Source organism: Mycobacterium sp. E2462, from assembly GCF_001672685.1.
Lineage (GTDB): Bacteria > Actinomycetota > Actinomycetes > Mycobacteriales > Mycobacteriaceae > Mycobacterium.
This window is the reverse complement of record NZ_LZKC01000408.1, coordinates 1-18,362: the sequence shown is the minus strand read 5'-3', so window position 1 is coordinate 18,362 and position 18,362 is coordinate 1. Positions and strand designations below refer to the sequence as shown.

Annotated in this window: 15 protein-coding genes and 2 pseudogenes; 5 read left to right on the top strand and 12 right to left on the bottom strand. The window is 69.9% G+C overall.

Annotation, left to right across the window (positions count from 1 at the left end):
* Positions 1 to 34: 34 nt before the first annotated feature.
* The 4 genes from purH to A5714_RS21250 all read right to left on the bottom strand — a co-directional run bounded on the left by purH (position 35) and on the right by A5714_RS21250 (position 4,967).
* Positions 35 to 1,618: a bifunctional phosphoribosylaminoimidazolecarboxamide formyltransferase/IMP cyclohydrolase gene (gene purH, locus A5714_RS21265; RefSeq protein ID WP_068288582.1), complete on the bottom strand. Its 1,584-nt coding sequence runs from the start codon at positions 1,616 to 1,618 to the stop codon at positions 35 to 37.
* Positions 1,615 to 2,262 carry a phosphoribosylglycinamide formyltransferase gene (purN, locus tag A5714_RS21260; RefSeq protein WP_068288580.1) on the bottom strand — a complete coding sequence of 216 codons (648 nt, stop codon included), beginning with the start codon at positions 2,260 to 2,262 and terminating at the stop codon, positions 1,615 to 1,617. The genes purH and purN overlap by 4 nt, the downstream gene beginning before the upstream one ends.
* Positions 2,263 to 2,531: 269 nt before the next feature.
* Entirely contained in the window at positions 2,532 to 3,980 is a 1,449-nt protein-coding gene (locus A5714_RS21255) for a DUF6350 family protein (protein WP_068288578.1), read from the bottom strand.
* A 48-nt stretch (positions 3,981 to 4,028) separates the two neighbouring features.
* Positions 4,029 to 4,967 (bottom strand): DUF5336 domain-containing protein, encoded by a 939-nt coding sequence (locus tag A5714_RS21250; protein ID WP_068288576.1) that lies wholly within the window; start codon positions 4,965 to 4,967, stop codon positions 4,029 to 4,031.
* 278 nt (positions 4,968 to 5,245) lie between these two features.
* On the opposite strand from A5714_RS21250, the gene A5714_RS21245 reads away from it, so the two are divergent.
* Positions 5,246 to 6,094 carry an LLM class F420-dependent oxidoreductase gene (locus tag A5714_RS21245; RefSeq protein WP_068288574.1) on the top strand — a complete coding sequence of 283 codons (849 nt, stop codon included), beginning with the start codon at positions 5,246 to 5,248 and terminating at the stop codon, positions 6,092 to 6,094.
* A 25-nt stretch (positions 6,095 to 6,119) separates the two neighbouring features.
* On the opposite strand, the gene A5714_RS21240 is transcribed toward A5714_RS21245, so the two are convergent.
* From A5714_RS21240 to sucC, 3 genes are read right to left on the bottom strand one after another with little or no spacing between them, the layout of a single operon-like run.
* Positions 6,120 to 7,646, bottom strand: coding sequence for an acetyl-CoA acetyltransferase (locus A5714_RS21240; protein WP_068288571.1), 1,527 nt, complete (start codon positions 7,644 to 7,646; stop codon positions 6,120 to 6,122).
* 54 nt (positions 7,647 to 7,700) lie between these two features.
* Complete coding sequence (sucD, locus tag A5714_RS21235) at positions 7,701 to 8,603, bottom strand: succinate--CoA ligase subunit alpha (RefSeq protein WP_068065441.1); 903 nt, start codon at positions 8,601 to 8,603, stop codon at positions 7,701 to 7,703.
* A 12-nt stretch (positions 8,604 to 8,615) separates the two neighbouring features.
* Positions 8,616 to 9,779 carry an ADP-forming succinate--CoA ligase subunit beta gene (gene sucC, locus A5714_RS21230; protein WP_068288568.1) on the bottom strand — a complete coding sequence of 388 codons (1,164 nt, stop codon included), beginning with the start codon at positions 9,777 to 9,779 and terminating at the stop codon, positions 8,616 to 8,618.
* Positions 9,780 to 10,101: 322 nt separating this feature from the next.
* Here sucC and A5714_RS21225 point away from each other — a divergent pair, with 322 nt between their 5' ends.
* Both A5714_RS21225 and A5714_RS21220 read left to right on the top strand, forming a co-directional pair.
* Positions 10,102 to 11,154, top strand: a complete 1,053-nt coding sequence (locus A5714_RS21225) for a M23 family metallopeptidase (protein ID WP_231973683.1) — start codon at positions 10,102 to 10,104, stop codon at positions 11,152 to 11,154.
* A gap of 1 nt (position 11,155) precedes the next feature.
* On the top strand, positions 11,156 to 11,740 hold the full coding sequence (locus A5714_RS21220) for a hypothetical protein (protein WP_068288565.1): 585 nt from the start codon (positions 11,156 to 11,158) through the stop codon (positions 11,738 to 11,740).
* A 9-nt stretch (positions 11,741 to 11,749) separates the two neighbouring features.
* Here A5714_RS21220 and pcrA read toward each other — a convergent pair whose 3' ends face one another.
* The gene (gene pcrA, locus A5714_RS21215) at positions 11,750 to 14,182 is read right to left on the bottom strand and encodes a DNA helicase PcrA (RefSeq protein ID WP_068288562.1); all 2,433 of its coding nucleotides are present in this window, start codon (positions 14,180 to 14,182) and stop codon (positions 11,750 to 11,752) included.
* Positions 14,183 to 14,569: 387 nt separating this feature from the next.
* Here pcrA and A5714_RS21210 point away from each other — a divergent pair, with 387 nt between their 5' ends.
* Together A5714_RS21210 and pgi are read left to right on the top strand one after the other, a co-directional pair.
* On the top strand, positions 14,570 to 14,887 hold the full coding sequence (locus A5714_RS21210; protein ID WP_082959890.1) for a chorismate mutase: 318 nt from the start codon (positions 14,570 to 14,572) through the stop codon (positions 14,885 to 14,887).
* 61 nt (positions 14,888 to 14,948) lie between these two features.
* A complete protein-coding gene (gene pgi, locus A5714_RS21205; RefSeq protein WP_068288559.1) occupies positions 14,949 to 16,613 on the top strand; it encodes a glucose-6-phosphate isomerase in 1,665 nt (554 codons plus the stop codon).
* Between the two features lie 3 nt (positions 16,614 to 16,616).
* Here pgi and A5714_RS21200 read toward each other — a convergent pair whose 3' ends face one another.
* The 4 genes and pseudogenes from A5714_RS21200 to A5714_RS26280 form a co-directional block, all read right to left on the bottom strand.
* Positions 16,617 to 17,366 (bottom strand): SDR family oxidoreductase, encoded by a 750-nt coding sequence (locus A5714_RS21200; protein WP_068288557.1) that lies wholly within the window; start codon positions 17,364 to 17,366, stop codon positions 16,617 to 16,619.
* 41 nt (positions 17,367 to 17,407) lie between these two features.
* Positions 17,408 to 17,875, bottom strand: a complete 468-nt coding sequence (locus A5714_RS27285) for a zinc finger domain-containing protein (protein ID WP_231973690.1) — start codon at positions 17,873 to 17,875, stop codon at positions 17,408 to 17,410.
* A 153-nt stretch (positions 17,876 to 18,028) separates the two neighbouring features.
* Positions 18,029 to 18,271: pseudogene (locus A5714_RS27470) on the bottom strand (DNA-formamidopyrimidine glycosylase family protein); the annotation flags it as partial.
* A gap of 5 nt (positions 18,272 to 18,276) precedes the next feature.
* Positions 18,277 to 18,362: pseudogene (locus A5714_RS26280) on the bottom strand (precorrin-6A synthase (deacetylating)); the annotation flags it as partial.

Here is an 18,362-nt window from a genome sequence, read left to right as displayed (position 1 = left end):
CCGTTCACGTGCGGCGTAATGGCGTGGCGGCGGGTCAGTGGGCGAAGTGCCGCGCCCCCGTGAGGTAGACGGTGACGCCGGCCGCGGCGGCCGCCGCGGTCACGTCGTCGTCGCGCACGGAGCCGCCCGGATGCACGATCGCCTTGACCCCCGCGGCGGTCAGGGTCTCGAGCCCGTCGGGGAACGGGAAGAACGCGTCCGACGCCGCGACCGCCCCGCGAACCCGGTCCCCGCCCCGTTCGACGGCCAGCCGGGCCGCGTCGACCCGGTTCACCTGGCCCATCCCGACGCCGATGGTGGCGCCGCCGCCGGCGATCACGATCGCGTTGGACTTGACCGCGCGGCAGACCCGCCAGGCGAACACCAGGTCGGCCAGCGTCGCGGGGTCGGCGGGCGACCCGGTCGCCAGCGTCCAGTTCGCGGGATTGTCGCCGTGCGCGTCCAGCTCGTCGCGCTGCTGCACCAGCAGCCCGCCGCTGATCGGGCGCAGCTCGTGGCCGCCGGTGAGCGGCTCCGAGCCCACCAGCACCCGGATGTTTTTCTTGCGGGTCAGCACGTCGACGGCGCCGGGCGCGTAGGCGGGCGCGATGATCACCTCGGTGAAGATGGTGTTCACGAACTCCGCCATCTCGACGCTCACCTCGGTGTTGGCCGCGATCACCCCGCCGAAGGCGCTCAGCGGATCGCATTCGTGGGCCTTGCGGTGGGCGTCGGCGACGGATTCCGAGGAGATCGCGATCCCGCACGGGTTGGCGTGTTTGATGATGGCGACGCAGATCTCCTCGTGATCGAAGGCGGCCCGCCAGGCCGCGTCCGCGTCGGTGAAGTTGTTGTAGGACATCTCTTTTCCGTGCAGCTGCTCGGCCTGCGCCAGGCCGGGCCACGCGCCGGGGTCGCTGTAGAGCGCCGCCTGCTGGTGCGGGTTCTCGCCGTAGCGCAGCGTCGCCGAACGACGCCAGCTGCGGCCGAGCCACTGCGGGAAGCCGGTGGGCGGGTGCTCGGGCGCCAGGGTGGACTCCATCCAGGTGGCGACGGCGATGTCGTACTCCGCGGTGTGCCGAAACGCCAAGGACGCCAACCTTTTGCGCTCGGCGAGGCTAAAGCCCCCCTGCCGCACGGCGGCGAGCACGCCGTCGTAGCCGAGCGGGTCGGTGATCACGGCGACGCTGGGATGGTTCTTGGCCGCCGCCCTGACCATCGACGGGCCGCCGATGTCGATCTGCTCGACGCATTCGTCGATGCTCGCGCCGGATTCGACGGTCTCGCTGAACGGGTAGAGATTGACGACGACGAGTTCGAACGCCGCGACCCCGAGTTCCTCGAGCGCGGCGGCGTGTTCGGGTTTACGCAGATCGGCGAGCAACCCGGCATGCACCCGCGGGTGCAGGGTCTTGACCCGCCCGTCGAGCACCTCGGGGAACCCGGTCAGTTCCTCCACGCGCGTCACCGGGATCCCTTTGTCGGCGATCACCTTCGCGGTCGACCCGGTCGAGACGATCTCGACGCCCGCCTCGGCGAGACCCTGGGCGAGGTCGACGAGACCCGTCTTGTCGTACACGCTGATCAGCGCGCGGCGAATCGGCCGTTTGCCCGTCTCCCGCCCGTCCTCGGTGCTCATCTGTGCGTCGCCTTTCGTCCGATCGTCGCTGTTCTACCGACCAGCGTGAGGCCGCCGACCGCGATCGCGGCCACGACGTCCACCAGTAGCTGCCGTTCGATGACCTTGATGCGCTCGTGCAGGCTGTCCTCGCTGTCGCCGTCGAGCACGGGAACGGCTTGCTGGGCCAGTATCGGCCCGGTGTCCATCCCGGCGTCCACCAGGTGCACCGTAGTGCCGGTGACCTTCACGCCGTAGGCCAGCGCGTCGGCCACCCCGTGGGCGCCGGCGAACGCCGGCAGCAGCGCCGGGTGGGTGTTGATGATGCGGCCGTAGAACCGCGAAAGAAATTGCTGGCCAAGGATTTTCATGAAGCCGGCGGAGACGATGAGGTCCGGCGAGTGGGCGGCGGTCGCCTCGGTGACGGCGGCGTCCCAGGCGCCGCGGTCCGGGTGGTCGCCGAGCCGGACGGTGAAGGTAGGCACGTCCGCGGCCGCGGCGACGTCGATGGCCGGGCAGTCGCGGTCGACGCCGACGGCAACGACCCGCGCCGGGTAGTCACCGACGGCGGCGCCGATCAACGCGTTCAGCAGCGAACCGGTGCCCGACGCCAACACCACCACTCGCGCCGGCGCGCTCGGGGGCACATGGAGCGGTTCGACCACATCGGGGAGCCTAGCGGGACGCCGGCACGCGCCGCGCAGCGACGCGAGGTGCGCGGTTGGAGCGGGTGTGCGGCGGCCGGGGTTTCGCGGCCGCCTGACGCTCGCGGCCGCCTGACGCTCGCGGCCGCGGCCGCGGCGGGGCATTGCCGAAGTGCCCGCCTCATAGCGACAATCGCCGCCAGCCGCAGACCCGCTGCGCAGACCTCAGCCGGCCGCCGGTGCGCGCCACGCGGCCGCGTCCGGTTGTCGCTGTGAGGCGGGCACAAACCCTAGTCCCCGGACTCCGGCTCCCTGAAGCGCTCCGGTTCCGGAAGCTGCTCCCGCTCGTGGCTTGTCGGCCCGGCCTTGCCGGGCGCGTCGGCCTTTCCGGGCGCGTCGCCATCGCCGGAAGGGCCGCCAGCGCCGGAAGGGCCGCCATCGCCGGAAAGGGCGCCATCGCCGGGAAGGCCCTCGGAGTCAACCGCCCCATCGCCGGGCTCAGCGTCAAACGGCCCCTGAAACGGCGCGCCGCCCGGCTCGTCGTCGAACAGCTCGGCGAAATCCGCGGGCTCCTCCCGCGGCCGGGGTTTGGGCCGTCGCGGCCGGCGGCGTCGCCGGACCCCGCCGGTCATGACCACCGTGACGGCGCCGATCACCGCGAACCAGAACAACGCACCGACGAACATCGCGCCCTGGTCCACGCCGACGTGCCCGAAGTTGCCCAGCTGACCGCTTCCGGCGTAGGCGAGCAGCGACATGGCCGCCGCCGCGGTGATCGCGGCGACCAGAAGCTTGCCCGCCGCGGCGAGCAACGGCAGCGGGCGTCGGGCGCACTGCTGCCCGAGCGCCACGCCCGACGACGCGCCGATGATCAGCAGCGCAACCCATACCGGCCCCAGCGGGGGGCGGGGCACCGCGGCCAGCACGGGCAACGCGGGAATGTCGCCGCCGAACACGGTGAAGGAGCTAAACGTCGCGAAGCCGATGTGGGCGCTGGAACCGACGGCCACCGCGGCGGTACCCACGATCACGTTGGGCGCATAGAGGATCGACAGCACGGTGAGGCTGAACTCGCCGAAGATCGAGTCGGTGATGCCGTACAGATCCTGCATCGTCGCCCAGTGCACCACTAGCGACCCGGCCGTCACCACGCCGGAGAGCCCGACCAACGCGAGCACGCCGGCCGCCGCGGCGCGCAGGGCGTCGTCCAGCCAGAACGGCAACGGCGTCGCCGCCACCGCCCGCGGCCCCACCCGCGACCACACACCGATCGCGGCGCCGAGCGCGTGCACCGCGAGCACGCTGGCGAAGGCGCGCAGCGCGCTGGGCGTCTGCAACTCGGTGATCACCGACGACGCATCGTGGATGACCGCCAGCGCGATCGCGGCCAGCAACAGCGGGCCGCCCAACGCCGACGCGACGACCCAGCGGACCACGAGCCAGGAGGAATACGGGGACGTCGCGCGGGCAGTGCTGCGCGCGACCGCCCACACCATCAGCAGGACCGGCAGCAGCGGCAGCACGCCCAGCTCGCGGCCGCCGATCGAAATCGGCACCTGGTGCACGCCGAGCCACATGCTGGCGATCGCGCCCAGCGCGCCGGTCATGTCGCTGTTGGCGATAAGCAACTGGAGCAGCGTGACCGCGGCGATGACAACCAGAGCCACCACCGCCGGGCCGAATGCGACCCTGACAAGGTCACGCGCCTGGCGAGCGCCCGCTGCCTGGTTGCCCTCCACCCTTGTCACTCTTGGCGAATGTCCCCTATTCGGCGGGAGAACGCGCGATTAGGACGGGGCGGGACCAGCGGGCGCCGACGGCGGCTGCTCTTGACCGTAGGCCTGGCCGCCCGTCGGGTTGGAGTAGTTCGCGGTGGCCGAGTTCGAGTCGCCCCCGCCGCTGGCGCCGGACGACGGCGGCGGGCTGAAGCTGGGGAAGCCGGTCGGCGGGGTGGAGGTGCCGTGCTGCTGCGCCGCCGGCTGCTGGCCGGACTGCGGCTGGGCGCCGAAACCGCCCGACGGCGCGCCGCTCTGGGTCGGCGCCTGGCTGGGCTGGTAGCCACCGTACTGCGAGCCGTAACCGCCGTGCTGCTGAACCGCGGGCTGCTGGCCGGTGTGCTGCTGGCCGCCGGGCTGCCCGCCCTGCTGACCGTAATAAGGCTGCTGACCGTATTGCTGCCCGTACTGGCCGCCGTACTGCCCGTACTGCTGGGCGTAGGGGTCGTACTTGGGCCGCGGGGTCGGCGCCGTGATGACCCCCGACTCCAGTAGGACCACGACCACCGCGGCGATCGCCTGCAGCACGTTCGACGCGAGCAGCGGCCACAGCGCCCAGCCGATCCCGACGCCGGTCGGCAGGTTGATGGTCTCGGTGATCGCCAGCAAAGCACCGAGAACCGCGATCGCGGCGACGACGCCGGTGTAGTTCTTGGCCTTGGGCAGCAGGCTCAGCGCGGCGAGCAGCGAGGCCAGCACCGCGACGATGACGGCCGTGCCGGCATCGCCCGCGCGGCCGCCGATGCCCGGGCCGAGGTCGGCGCTGAGGGTGAAAGTGGGGCCGAAGTTCAGGAAGTAAGAGAGGAGGCCGAGCGCCACGACCGCGGCGGTCAGGTACAGCGGCAGCTTGCTCTTGCCGTCGTCGTCCTTGGCGAAGGACGGGGTGCCGCCCGAATAGGAGCCGCCGGACTGCGCGGGCGGGTATCCGGGGCCACCGGGAGAGTAGGTCATGGCTCCTCCTGTTGCTTCCAGCTGCCATCGAGTGCGATCGGGCGCCGCGGTCGCGGCGCGCGCTGTGCTTCCGGGCGCCCCGCCCGCACAACCTCTCGAATCGGCGGTTGCGTTGGCGACGCGGTCGATCAACCACGCTAGCGCACCCGCCAGCGGGCGCGCCGTGGCGACCGGCTTCGACACGGCGCCGGTCTCACACCGCGCCGGGCCCGCCGACCGACAGGCCCGCCGGCAACGCGGCTTGCCCAGCGGAGGTAGAACACGTTCTAATTCTCTGCATGGATTACGGGCTTGTCCTTTTCACCAGCGACCGCGGCATCGCCCCGGCGACGGCCGCGAAGCTGGCCGACGACCACGGGTTTACGACGTTCTACGTGCCAGAACACACCCACATCCCGATCAAACGGGAGGCGGCGCACCCGACGACCGGCGACGCGTCGCTGCCCGACGACCGCTACATGCGGACGCTAGACCCGTGGGTCAGCCTGGGCGCCGCGAGCGCCGTGACGTCGCGCGTCCGGTTGTCCACGGCGGTCGCCCTGCCCGTCGAACACGACCCGATCACGCTGGCGAAAAGCATTGCCACCCTGGATCACCTGTCGGGCGGGCGGGTCAGCCTGGGCGTCGGGTTCGGTTGGAACACCGACGAACTCGCCGACCACAACGTGCCGCCCGGCCGCCGCCGCACCATGCTGCGCGAATACCTCGAGGCGATGCGGGCGCTGTGGACGCAGGAGGAAGCCGAGTACGACGGCGAGTTCGTGAAATTCGGGCCCAGCTGGGCCTGGCCCAAGCCCGTGCAGTCGCACATCCCGGTGCTGGTGGGCGCCGCGGGCACCGAGAAGAACTTCAAGTGGATCGCCCGCAGCGCCGACGGCTGGATCACCACGCCGCGCGACTTCGACATCGACGCGCCGGTGAAGCTGCTGCAGGACACCTGGGCGGCCGCCGGGCGCGACGGCGCCCCGCAGATCGTGGCGCTGGACTTCAAGCCGATCCCGGAGAAGCTGGCCAAGTGGGCGGAGCTGGGCGTGACCGAAGTGCTGTTCGGGCTGCCGGACCGCTCCGAGGACGAGGTCGCCGCCTACGTCGAGCGGCTCGCCGGCAAATTGGCCGCCTCGGTCTGAGCGGGCGGCGCCACCACGGCGGCCCTCAGGCCAGCGTGCAGCGGTTGCCGTAGTCGAAGGAGCGCACCCGCACGGCGCGGCCCAGCGGGTCGCCGTCGACCAACAGGGCGATCAGCTCGTCGTCCTCGGTAGTGGACAGGAAACGGCTGCCGTCGTCGAGCCGGCCGACGATGATCCCGGTGGGGCGCCCGTCGTCGCGGCGCACGGTGTAGGTCTCGACAGTGCCGGTGCCGTCGGCGTTCTCGACGACGGCCACCCTCGGCGATCCGTCGATGCGGGCCTGCAGCTGCGCGTTGCGGTCCGGCGTCCAGCCGACCGGGGTGGTGGAGTAGACGCCGACGGAGTACTTGCTGAGGATGCCGCCGTTCGCGCCGACCAGGCCGAACTCGCCGGGCGCGGCGCGCAGCTGGGCGACGGTCTCGGCGACGGCGTGCATCGAGTAGTTGTTGCCGGCCCCACCGAAGAACGGCAGGCCGCCGGTGACGGTCAGGCCACGGGGGTCGTCGGTCGCGATGCCCACGCCGTCGCAGACGTTGAACACCGGGACGGCAAAGCAGCTGTACAGGTCGAACGTGGCGACGTCGTCGACTCCGACGCCGGCCATGGCCAGCGCCTCGCGGACGGCCAGGACGGCCGACGGCGCGCGCCCCAGGTGGGGCCGCTCCAGCAGCGACTGCTCCTCGGCGTCGGCGTGGCCGTGCAGATACACCCAATTGCCCTCCGGCACGCCGAGGCGACGCGCCTCGCCGACCGACATGAGCAGCGCGGCCGCGCCCTGGTTCACCTGGTCGCGGGCCACCATCAGCCGCGGATAGGGCTCGGCGATCATCCGGTTGCGCTCGGTGACGGTGGCCAGCTCGTCGACGCTGCGTTCCACCGGCGCGGCGGCGAACGGGTTGCTGGCGGCGATCTTGGTGAACGGCGCGAACAGCTCGGCCATCGCGCGCCGGTAGTCCGCCGGCGCCAAGCCGGTCTGAGCCCGCCGCGCGTTCTCCAGCAGCGCGTACTGAATCGGCGCGCTGGTCAGCCCGTGCACCACGGTGTACCGCGAGACCAGCTTCTCGATGCCCTGGCCGCGGTCTTCCAGGTCGCCGTCAACGGTCTCGCTGAAATCCGGCTTGGTGTCGGCCTTCGCGAAGTGCCGCAGCGTCGACGTCGCGTCCGAGCCGAAGATCAGCGCGGCGTTGCAGCGCCCTCCGGCGATCTGCCCGGCCAGCTCGCTGATCAGGTGCTGCGGCCCCTGCCCGCCGACGACCTCCAGGATCGCGCGGGCCGGGCGGGCGCCGAGGCGGTTCGCGACCGACCGCGGGTAGTTGTTCGACCGCCCCAGCGGCGCCTTGATGACGCCGGAGATCTCGAACTGCCGGACACCGGCCACCGTGTCGACGGCCGCCGCCACCGCGTCGTAGTCGGCGCCGCAGTCCACCAGGGCCGCGCGGGCGGCCGCCGCCGCGAGTTCGACGGGCGACAACCCGCGGTAGTCCGCGTCGTCGATGCGCTCGGCGGCCTGACCGACGCCGACGACGACAGGGGTGTTCGGGTCGAGATTCATAGACCCACTATCTACCGTGGGCCCGTACGCGCCGCAGCGGGGGTGGCGACGGGTCTAAAGACCCTGCAGGATCTCCCGGGCCAGCGCCGCGGTCTCCGACGGGGTCTTGCCGACCTTGACGCCGGCCGCCTCGAGCGCTTCCTTCTTGGCCGCCGCGGTGCCCGACGAGCCGGACACGATGGCGCCCGCGTGGCCCATCGTCTTGCCCTCCGGCGCCGTGAAGCCCGCGACGTAGCCGACGACCGGCTTGGACACGTTGGCCTTGATGTAGTCGGCGGCGCGCTCCTCGGCGTCCCCGCCGATCTCGCCGATCATCACGATGATCTTGGTGTCCGGGTCCTTCTCGAAGGCCTCGATGGCGTCGATGTGGGTGGTGCCGATCACCGGGTCACCGCCGATGCCGATCGAGGTCGAGAAGCCGAAATCGCGCAGCTCGTACATCATCTGATAGGTCAGGGTGCCCGACTTGGACACCAGCCCGACGGGGCCGGGCCCGCTGATGTTGGCCGGGGTGATGCCGGCCAACGCCTCACCCGGGGTGATGATGCCGGGACAGTTGGGCCCGATGATGCGCGTCTTCTGCCCCTTGTCGACGTTGTAGGCCCACGCATAGGCGCTGTCCTGCACCGGGATTCCCTCGGTGATGACGACCAGCAGCGGGATCTCGGCGTCGATGGCCTCGATGATGGCGTCCTTGGCGAACTTCGGCGGCACGAACACCACCGACACGTTGGCGCCGGTTTCCTTGATCGCTTCCGCGACGCTGCCGAACACCGGAAGCTCGACGTCCTTACCAACCGGGTCCACGTGCGAGACGGTGGTGCCCGCCTTGCGGGCGTTCACGCCACCGACGACCTTGGTGCCGGCCTTGAGCATCAGCGCGGTGTGCTTGGTGCCCTCGCCGCCGGTGATGCCCTGGACGATGACCTTGGAGTCCTTGTTCAGGAAGATAGACATTTCTTGACTCCCTTACTTGTTCGCCAGCTCGGCGGCTTTGTCGGCGCCGGCGTCCATGGTCTCGGCCTGGATGACCAGCGGGTGGTTGGCTTGGGCCAGGATGCGGCGGCCCTCGTCGACGTTGTTGCCGTCCAGCCGGACCACCAGCGGCTTGTTGGCCTCGTCGCCGAGCATGTTCAGGGCGGTGACGATGCCGTTGGCGACCGCGTCGCACGACGTGATGCCACCGAAGACGTTCACGAAGACGCTCTTGACCTGCTTGTCGTTGAGGATGACGTCGAGCCCCGCGGCCATCACCTCGGCCGAGGCACCGCCACCGATGTCGAGGAAGTTGGCGGGCTTGACGCCGCCGTGCTTTTCACCGGCGTAGGCGACGACGTCCAGCGTCGACATCACCAGTCCCGCGCCGTTGCCGATGATGCCGACGGCCCCGTCGAGCTTGACGTAGTTGAGGTCGTGTTCCTTGGCCTTGAGCTCCAGCGGGTCGGTGGCGTCGCGGTCCTCGAACTCGGCGTGTTCGGGGTGGCGGAAGTCGGCGTTGGCGTCCAGGGTGACCTTGCCGTCCAGCGCCAGGATCTGGTCGTCGGGCGTGCGCACCAGGGGGTTCACCTCGACCAGGGTCGCGTCTTCCTTGATGAAGACCTCCCAGAGCTTGGCGATGGTGATGGCCGCCTTGTCGAGCACCTCGGCGGGCAGGTGCCCCTTCTCGGCGATCTCGCGGGCGAAGGCCTCGTCCACACCCTTGCTGGCGTCGACGGGGATGCGGGCCAACCGGTCGGGCTTGGTGGCGGCCACCTCCTCGATCTCCATGCCGCCCTCCACCGAGCACATGGCCAGGTAGGTGCGGTTGGCGCGGTCGAGCAAAAAGGAGATGTAGTACTCCTCGGCGATGTCGCTGGCCTCGGCGACCAGCAGCTTCTTGACGACGTGGCCCTTGATGTCCAGGCCGAGAATCTTGTTGGCGTGTTCGTAGGCGTCGTCCGGGGTGGCTGCGTACTTGACGCCACCGGCCTTCCCGCGGCCGCCGACCTTGACCTGCGCCTTGACCATGACGGGCGCGCCGACCTCGGTGGCGATTTCCTTCGCACCCTCCGCGGTGTCGGTCACACGACCGGGCGTCGTAGGTACGTTGTGCTTAACGAACAGCTCTTTGGCTTGATATTCGAAAAGGTCCATGGACTCTCTGTCTTCGCTCGACTCGACAACTAGGCCTTGTGATGGGCGGCGCCGCACCCGGCTACCCGCTCGCACGCACTGTATCCACTGGAAAAATCGCAGCTACGGGCGCATCCACCGATGTGGCACAGCTCACGGCGCACCGAAGTCGCTTGGGTGATCCAAGTCACAAAATGGTTTGGATCGCGCGACGAGGTTGCCACCCGCGCGAGTAAGCGGATACCTTCCTAGGGTCCCAGATAACGTTATGGTCACGATACGAGGACATTTCAGCTTGTCCCAGCACCGTTTCGCTCGTTCATCCGCCGTAGACGCAGGTGTGGTGAGGGTTGGTCGCTCGGCGGGCGGCGGCCGGTGGGCCGAACCGCACCGCAACGAGGTCACCGAGATCCTACCGCTCGACGGCTTCAACTTCGACGACTTCGAATTCGCCGACGACGCCGGCGATCTCGGCGACCTGGACTTCAGCAACGACTCGACGTTCAACAACGCCGCCGAGGTGCTGCTGGCCCCCGAACTCGACGACCTCGACGACACCGACGACCTGACGCCGGCCTGGCTGGCCGCGCCGGTGACCGAGGTGCTGCCGCGGATCGTCATCTCACCGCGCACCGAGCGGCGCCTCGATCGCCCCCGCAGCAGCGACGTCGTCGCAGTGGCGCGGCGCGGCGGTCAGCACCGCAAGCAGCCGACCAGCGCGGCCCGCGGTCGCCTCCTGATCTCCGCGATGGCCGCCGGCGCGGCCGCCGCGGCGGCCCACACGGCCACCAGCCACGCCGACACCCCGAAGACCGAGCCGGTGTTGACGGCCAACGCGTCCGCGCTCACCGGCGGCGCGGGTGGCGCCACCATCCGCGGCGCGCAGGTGATCGCGATCGAGCCGGCGGCGACGGCCGCGCTGCACAACCAGGAGCTTGCCAAGGGCGTCGCCTTCGCCAACGACCGCGCGCAGCGCGAGGCGCGGCTGCAGCAGCCGCTCTATGTGATGCCGACGAAGGGCATCTTCACCTCGAACTTCGGTTACCGCTGGGGCGTGCTGCACGCCGGCATCGACCTGGCCAACGCGATCGGCACGCCGATCCTCGCGGTCTCCGACGGCGTCGTCATCGAGGCCGGCCCGGCCTCCGGCTACGGCATGCTGGTCAAGCTGCGGCACGCCGACGGCACCGTCACGCTCTACGGGCACATCAACACCGCCACGGTCAGCGTCGGCGAGCGCGTGATGGCCGGCGACCAGATCGCCACCATGGGTAACCGCGGCAACTCCACGGGCCCTCACCTGCACTTCGAGGTGCTGCAGGGCGGTACCGAGCGCATCGACCCCGTGCCGTGGCTGGCTAAGCGTGGTCTCAGCGTCGGCAACTACGCTGGCTGAGGTGACCGCGCCGAACCAAGAGCCTCCCGGTCCGCGCCCGACCGAGCCCGACCCACCTTCCGACTCACGGACCCGGATCATCCGTCGAGCCCCCACGGGGCCGATACCCACGACACCGGACTCGCCGACCACTCACATCCCGCGCCCGCCGACGCCGGCGCCGGCCTCGAGTGCGCCCCGACCCGGCCGGCCGCGTTACGGCGCGGCGACAGCGCTTGAGCCCAGCGACCGGACGGCCGTGGCCGCCTGCGCCGTCAGCATCATCAGCGGGTGGGCGACGTCGGTGGTGGCGACCGATCTGATCGCCGGGTGGTGGCGCACCGACCGGCTGTTCTGCATCGCCATCGCGTTCTTGGCGCTGGTGTTCGCGGCGACGACGGTGTCGGGCGTGATCATGGTGCTGCAGCGCCGCCCGTTCGGGCGTCAGCTCATCGTGGCCGGCGCGGTCGTGGCGGTGCTGACCTACGGCGGGGTGTTCATCGCCGGCGCCCGGGTGGCCTGGATCGTGCACGCGCTGCCGTTGTTGCCGATCGCCAGCGTGGTGCTGGCGCTGCATCCGCGCACCAAGCGCTGGCTGGGCGGCTGAACCGGCTCGTCAGAGCTTGCTGATCGGGGCGTGGTTGTGCATCAGTTTGACGCGCCCCGAGCTGCCGAAATCGATGAGCGACATGGCCGATTCGCCGGCGCCGGACACCTCTTCGACGCGACCCAGCCCGTACTTGTCGTGGCTGACCCGGTCGCCGGGCTCGAGCACCAGTAGCGGTCGCTTGGCGGACCCCGAGCGGGTGGGCGCCGCCCGCGGCGTGCCGAACCGGCCGGCGCCGCTCACCGGCGCGCTGAACGACGGCGTCGGCGCCGTGCGGCGCCACTCGATGAGTTCCTGCGGGACCTCGCGCAGGAACCGGGATTCCGGGTTGAGCATGGGCTGGCCCCAGGAGGACCGGACGATGGCCCGGCTCAGGTAGAGCCGTTGGCGGGCCCGGGTGATCCCGACGTAGGCCAGCCGGCGTTCCTCGCACAGCTCGACCGGGTCGTCCAGGGACCGCATGTGCGGGAACATCCCGTCTTCCCAGCCCGTCACGAACACCACGGGGAACTCCAGGCCCTTCGCGGTGTGCAGCGTCATCAACGTGACCATGCCGGCGCCGTCTTCGGGGATGTCGTCGGTGTCGGAGACCAGCGACACCCGCTCCAGGAACTCGGCCAGCACGCCGGTGTCGGGCACGTCCTCGTCCTGCGGGGTCTGCAGCGACTCGCCCAACGCCGCGGCGTTGGCCCGGTCGGTGCTGAATTCGTGTGCCACGCTGACGAGTTCGTTGAGGTTGTCCAGGCGTGCCAGCTCCTGGGGGTCGGTTGAGGATTCCAGCTCGCGGCGATAGCCGGTCCGCTCGAGCACGGACTCGACCAGGTCGCCGAGGTCGTCGTCCAGACGGCCCCTCAGCTCGTCGAGTAGCTCGACGAACCCCGCGATCGCCTTCTCCGCGCGCGAGTTGAGCATCGGCACCTTGCCGTCGGCCGCCGCCACCAGCGCGTCGGCGAAACTGGTGCCGGTGTTCTCGGCGTACACCGACACGCACGCCTCGGCGCGGTCGCCGATGCCGCGGCGTGGGGTGTTGAGGATGCGCCGCATGCTGACGGCGTCGCCGGGGTTGTCCAGCACCCGCAGGTAGGCGACGATGTCGCGGATCTCCTTGCGCTCGTAGAAGCGCACGCCACCGACGACCTTGTAGGGGATTCCCGCGCGGATGAACACCTCTTCGAAGGACCGCGACGAGTTGTTGGTCCGGTAGAAGACGGCGACGTCGTTGTAGGTGATCTCGCCCTTCTCCGCCAGCGCGTCGATCTCCTCGGCGACGAACCGGGCCTCGTCGTGCTCGTTGTCGGCGACGTAGCCCACGATCAACTCGCCGGCGCCGGCGTCGGTCCACAGCCGCTTGTCCCGACGCCCGGTGTTGCGGGCGATCACCGAGTTGGCCGCCGACAGGATGTTCTGCGTCGACCGATAGTTCTGTTCCAGCAGGATGGTCGTCGCGTCCGGGTAGTCGCGCTCGAAGTCCTCGATGTTGCGAATGGTCGCGCCGCGGAACGCGTAGATCGACTGGTCGGCGTCACCGACCACGCACAGCTCGGCGGGCGGCACGTCGTCGGGCGACGCCTCGGCGGTGTCGGGCCGCGCTGAACCGCCCGCCTCATGCGCTGAACCGCCCGCCTCACTCGGCGGTCCCAGCTTCCCCTCGCCTCCGGCGAGGCTCGCTGAACCGCCGCGGCCCACCAGCTCGCGCACCAGCACGTACTGCGCATGATTGGTGTCCTGATACTCGTCGACCAGGACGTGCCGGAACCGCCGGCGGTAGTGCTGGGCGATCTGCGGGAAGGCCCGCAGCACCGCGACCGTCTCCCCGATCAGGTCGTCGAAGTCCAACGCGTTGGCCGCCCGCAGCCGCCGCTGGTATTCGCCATAGACGCTGGCCACCGTCTGGGACAGCTCGTCGGAACCCTCGTTGAGGCGGCTGACCGCCTCGGCCGGGTCGATGAGCTCGTTCTTCAGGTTCGAGATGGCGTTGGCCAGCAGGCGCGGCGAGTAGCGCTTGACGTCGAGGCCCATGTCGCGGGCGATCATCTGCAAGAGCCGCCGGGAGTCGTCGGCGTCATAGATGGAGAAGTTGGAGTTCAGGCCCTCGATCAGCGAGGCCTGGTTGCGCAGGATGCGCACACAGGTGGAGTGGAAGGTGGACACCCACATGGCGCGGGCCCGGTTGCCGACCAGTCGCACCACCCGGTCGCGCATCTCGGCGGCGGCCTTGTTGGTGAAGGTGATGGCCAGCACCTGCCCGACCCCGACGCCGCGGGCCGCGATCAGGTAGGCGATGCGACGCGTCAACACCGCCGTCTTGCCGGAGCCCGCCCCCGCCACGATCAGCAGCGGTGGGCCCTCGTGCACCACCGCCTGGCGCTGTTGGGGGTTCAGCCCCTCGAGCAGTTGGTCTGCTTCGGAGGCCACTCTGGCATCTGTTGCGTGCACACTCATGTCAGTCCAAACTTACCGCTGCCCACCGACGAAAACCCCCGGCATCAGACAGGCTAGCGGCTCCGCCGGCCCGCGCGGCGCCGGTCTGAGCACTCGGCATCCGCGTGTCGGCCAGCGGCCCCCGCGAGGGCCCTCGTTACCGTCGGGTCGCCGCTCGTGGCCGTAAAATGCGCAGCTCAGCTGGGCTTTTTTGCGTGCCCGCCGCGGTTAGTGGCACACTCGATTTGTGCTCAACGTGCAGTGTCGCCGTCGCTCCTCGACTGTGGGGTGGCGCCGTCGATTTCCCTACGGGTACCGGTTCGCGGTGCCCGTGGCCTAACTGCTTCCGCAGAGACCCGTGGTCCGCATCCGGCATCGGGGCTCGTCTTCTGTGAGGCCCGAGACTGCATGAGACCAGAACCCCCACCACACGAAGACGCGGAGTTAGCAGAAATGAACGCAGAGACGGTTGACGCGCCCGACGCCACCAACATCGACGACCTGCGCCACGAGATCGACCGGCTGGACGCGGAGATCCTCGCCGCCGTGCAGCGGCGCACCGAGGTGTCGCAGGCGATCGGGAAGGCCCGGATGGCCTCCGGCGGGACCCGGCTGGTGCACAGCCGCGAGATGAAGGTGATCCAGCGCTACAGCACGCTCGGCCCGGAAGGCAAGGATCTGGCCATCCTGCTGCTGCGGCTGGGCAGGGGCCGGCTCGGTCACTGAAGCCCGCGGGCCCGCGGCGCACGCCTGGCTGTCGCGCCTCCGGTCGCATTAGGGTCGAAGCATGACCTCCGTGCGAACCCTGCCCGACATCACCGCGACGCCGGCGTGGGACGCCCTGCGCAGGCACCACGACCAGATCGGCGAGACCCACCTGCGCCAGTTCTTCGACGACGACCCCGACCGCGGGCGCGAACTCACCGCCTCCGTCGGCGACCTGTACATCGACTACAGCAAACATCGCGTCACCCGGGAAACGTTGCAGCTTCTGGTGGATTTGGCCCGCACAGCTAACCTCGAAGAGCGGCGCGACCAGATGTTCTCCGGTGTGCACATCAACACCTCGGAGGATCGCGCGGTGTTGCATACCGCGCTGCGGTTGCCCCGCGACGCCGAGCTGGTGGTCGACGGCCGAAACGTCGTCGCCGACGTGCACGAGGTCCTCGACCGGATGGGCGACTTTACCGACCGGTTGCGCAGCGGTGAATGGACAGGGGCCACCGGGAAAAAGATCAGCACGGTGGTCAACATCGGCATCGGCGGGTCCGACCTCGGGCCGGTGATGGTCTACCAGGCGTTGCGCCACTACGCGGACGCGGGGATCTCCGCCCGTTTCGTCTCCAACGTCGACCCGGCCGACCTCGTCGCCACCCTGGCCGACTTGGACCCCGCGACAACACTTTTCATCGTCGCGTCGAAGACGTTCTCCACACTGGAGACCCTGACCAATGCGACCGCCGCGCGCCGGTGGCTGACCGCCGCCCTCGGCGACGCCGCCGTGTCGCAACACTTCGTCGCCGTGTCGACCAACAAGCGCCTCGTCGACGACTTCGGCATCAACACCGACAACATGTTCGGCTTCTGGGACTGGGTGGGTGGCCGCTACTCGGTGGACTCGGCGATCGGACTGTCGGTGATGGCCGTCATCGGCAAGGAGGCGTTCGCCGACTTCCTGTCCGGCTTCCATATCGTCGACCGGCACTTCAAGACCTCGCCCCTGGAATCGAACGCGCCTGTGCTGCTTGGCCTGATCGGCCTGTGGTACAACAACTTCCTGGGCGCCCAGTCCCGCGTCGTGCTGCCTTACTCCAACGACTTGGCGCGCTTCGCCGCCTATCTGCAACAGCTGACCATGGAATCCAACGGCAAGTCGACGCGCGCCGACGGCAGCCAGGTCACCACCGACACCGGCGAAATCTATTGGGGCGAGCCGGGAACCAACGGCCAGCACGCCTTCTACCAACTGCTGCACCAGGGCACCCGGTTGATCCCCGCCGACTTCATCGGCTTCAGCCAGCCCACCGACGACCTGCCCACCGCCGACGGTGACGGCAGCATGCACGACCTGTTGATGAGCAATTTCTTCGCCCAGACGCAGGTGCTGGCGTTCGGTAAGACCGCCGAGGAGATCGCCGCCGAGGGCACGCCCGCCGAGGTGGTCCCGCACAAGGTGATGCCCGGCAACCGGCCGTCCACCTCGATCCTGGCCAACCGGCTGACCCCGTCGGTGCTGGGCCAGCTGATCGCCCTGTACGAGCACCAGGTCTTCACCGAGGGAGTCGTCTGGGGCATCGACTCGTTCGACCAGTGGGGGGTCGAGCTGGGCAAGACGCAGGCTAAGGCGCTGCTCCCGGTGCTCACCTCCGACTCCCCGCCCGAACCCCAGTCGGACAGCTCGACGGACGCCCTGGTGCGCCGGTACCGGACCGAACGCGGCCGCGCCGGCTGACCGTCAGGCGAAGTACTTGGTCAGCGGGGGTGGCAGCACCCGCATCAACTGCACCAGCGGCGCCCACGGCCACCACGGAACGGCGGCGCGGCCGGTCTCGCGCTCCATGGCGGCGACGAGCGCGTTGACGCCGGTTTCGTTGTCCACCATCAGCATTGTGCTGTTCGACTTGGCGGTCATCTCCGACTCGATGTAGCCCGGCTCGATGACCGTCACCCTGATGGGCCCCTTGGCGTACTCGGCGCGCAGCGACTCCCCCAGCGAGCTCAGCCCGGCCTTACTGGCGGCGTAGGCCGCCTTGACGCCGGGCACCCCCTTGTTGCCGAGCACCGACGAGATCAACACCAGGTGGCCCGAACCGCTCTTGGTGAACATCTCCAGGGCCGTCTCGATCTGCACCAGCGCGGCGACCAGGTTGGTCTCGAGGGTCGCCTTGTTCGCCCACAGCTTGCCCGATCCCAGCTTGGCGCCCTTGCCAATTCCGGCGTTGACGATGACGCGGTCGATGCCGCCCAGCTCGTCACCCAGTTCGGCGAACACCTTCGGCACCTGCTCATGGTCGTTGACATCCAGCGCGGCGACCGCGACGGTGATGCCCGGATACCGTTGCGTCAGCTCGGCTTTGAGCTCGTCGAGGCGGTCGGTACGCCGGGCGCACAACGCCAGGTCGCGGCCCTTGGCGGCGAACGCGCGGGCCATCCCGGCGCCCAGGCCCGAACTGGCACCCGTGATGAGGATCTTCTGACGAGTCATCCGCGCAGCATATCGACAGGCGTCAACTCCCCGCGGGGAGACTACTTCAGCAACCGCGACATCCGCCGGTCCGCGAGGATCTTGCCGCCGGTCTGGCACGTCGGACAGTACTGAAAAGACTTGTCCGCGAACGCAATCTCGCGCACGGTGTCCCCGCACACCGGGCAGGGCAGCCCGGTGCGGGCGTGCACCCGCAATCCGGAGCGCTTCTCGCCTTTGAGCGTGGCCGCCCCCTGCCCCACCGAGCGGGTCACGGCGTCGCGCAGCACGGTGATCATCGCGTCGTGCAGGGTCAGCAACTGCTCGTCGGACAGCTTCCCCGCCGTCGCGAACGGCGACAGCTTGGCGACGTGCAGGATTTCGTCGCTGTAGGCGTTGCCGATCCCGGCGATCACCTTCTGATCGGTCAGCACGGTCTTGATGCGGCCGGTCTGGCCGGCCAGCACGGCGGACAGGTCGTCGACGGTCAATCCCAGCGCGTCGGGGCCCAGCGCCGCGATGCCGGGCACCTGCTCGGGGCGCTCGACCAGCCAGACCGCCAGCCGCTTTTGCGTACCCGCCTCGGTCAGGTCGAAGCCGGGCGCCGCGCCGGGAGTGCCGAGGTGGACCCGCAATGCGATCGGGCCCTTCCCCGGCCGCAACGGCGCCGCGGCCAACTTCTCGGACCACCGCAGCCAGCCCGCCCGGGACAGGTGCGTGATCAGCGACAGCGTCTCGGTCCGCAGGCCCAGGTACTTGCCCCAGCGCTCGGCGCCCACCACCGCCTGGCCCTGCAGCGCGCTGACCGGGGGGTCGAAGGTCTTGAGCACCGACAGGGCGACGACGTCGACGCGACCGACGGGCAGGCCCACGGCGTGGCGGCGCAGGTGGTCGGCCAGGGCTTCGACCTCGGGCAGTTCGGGCACGCTCTTCAGTCTGCCGGTCTGAGCAAATAGGTGTCCATGATCCAGCCGCGCCGCGCCCGCGCCTGCGCTCGGAGCGCGATGATGCGCGGCC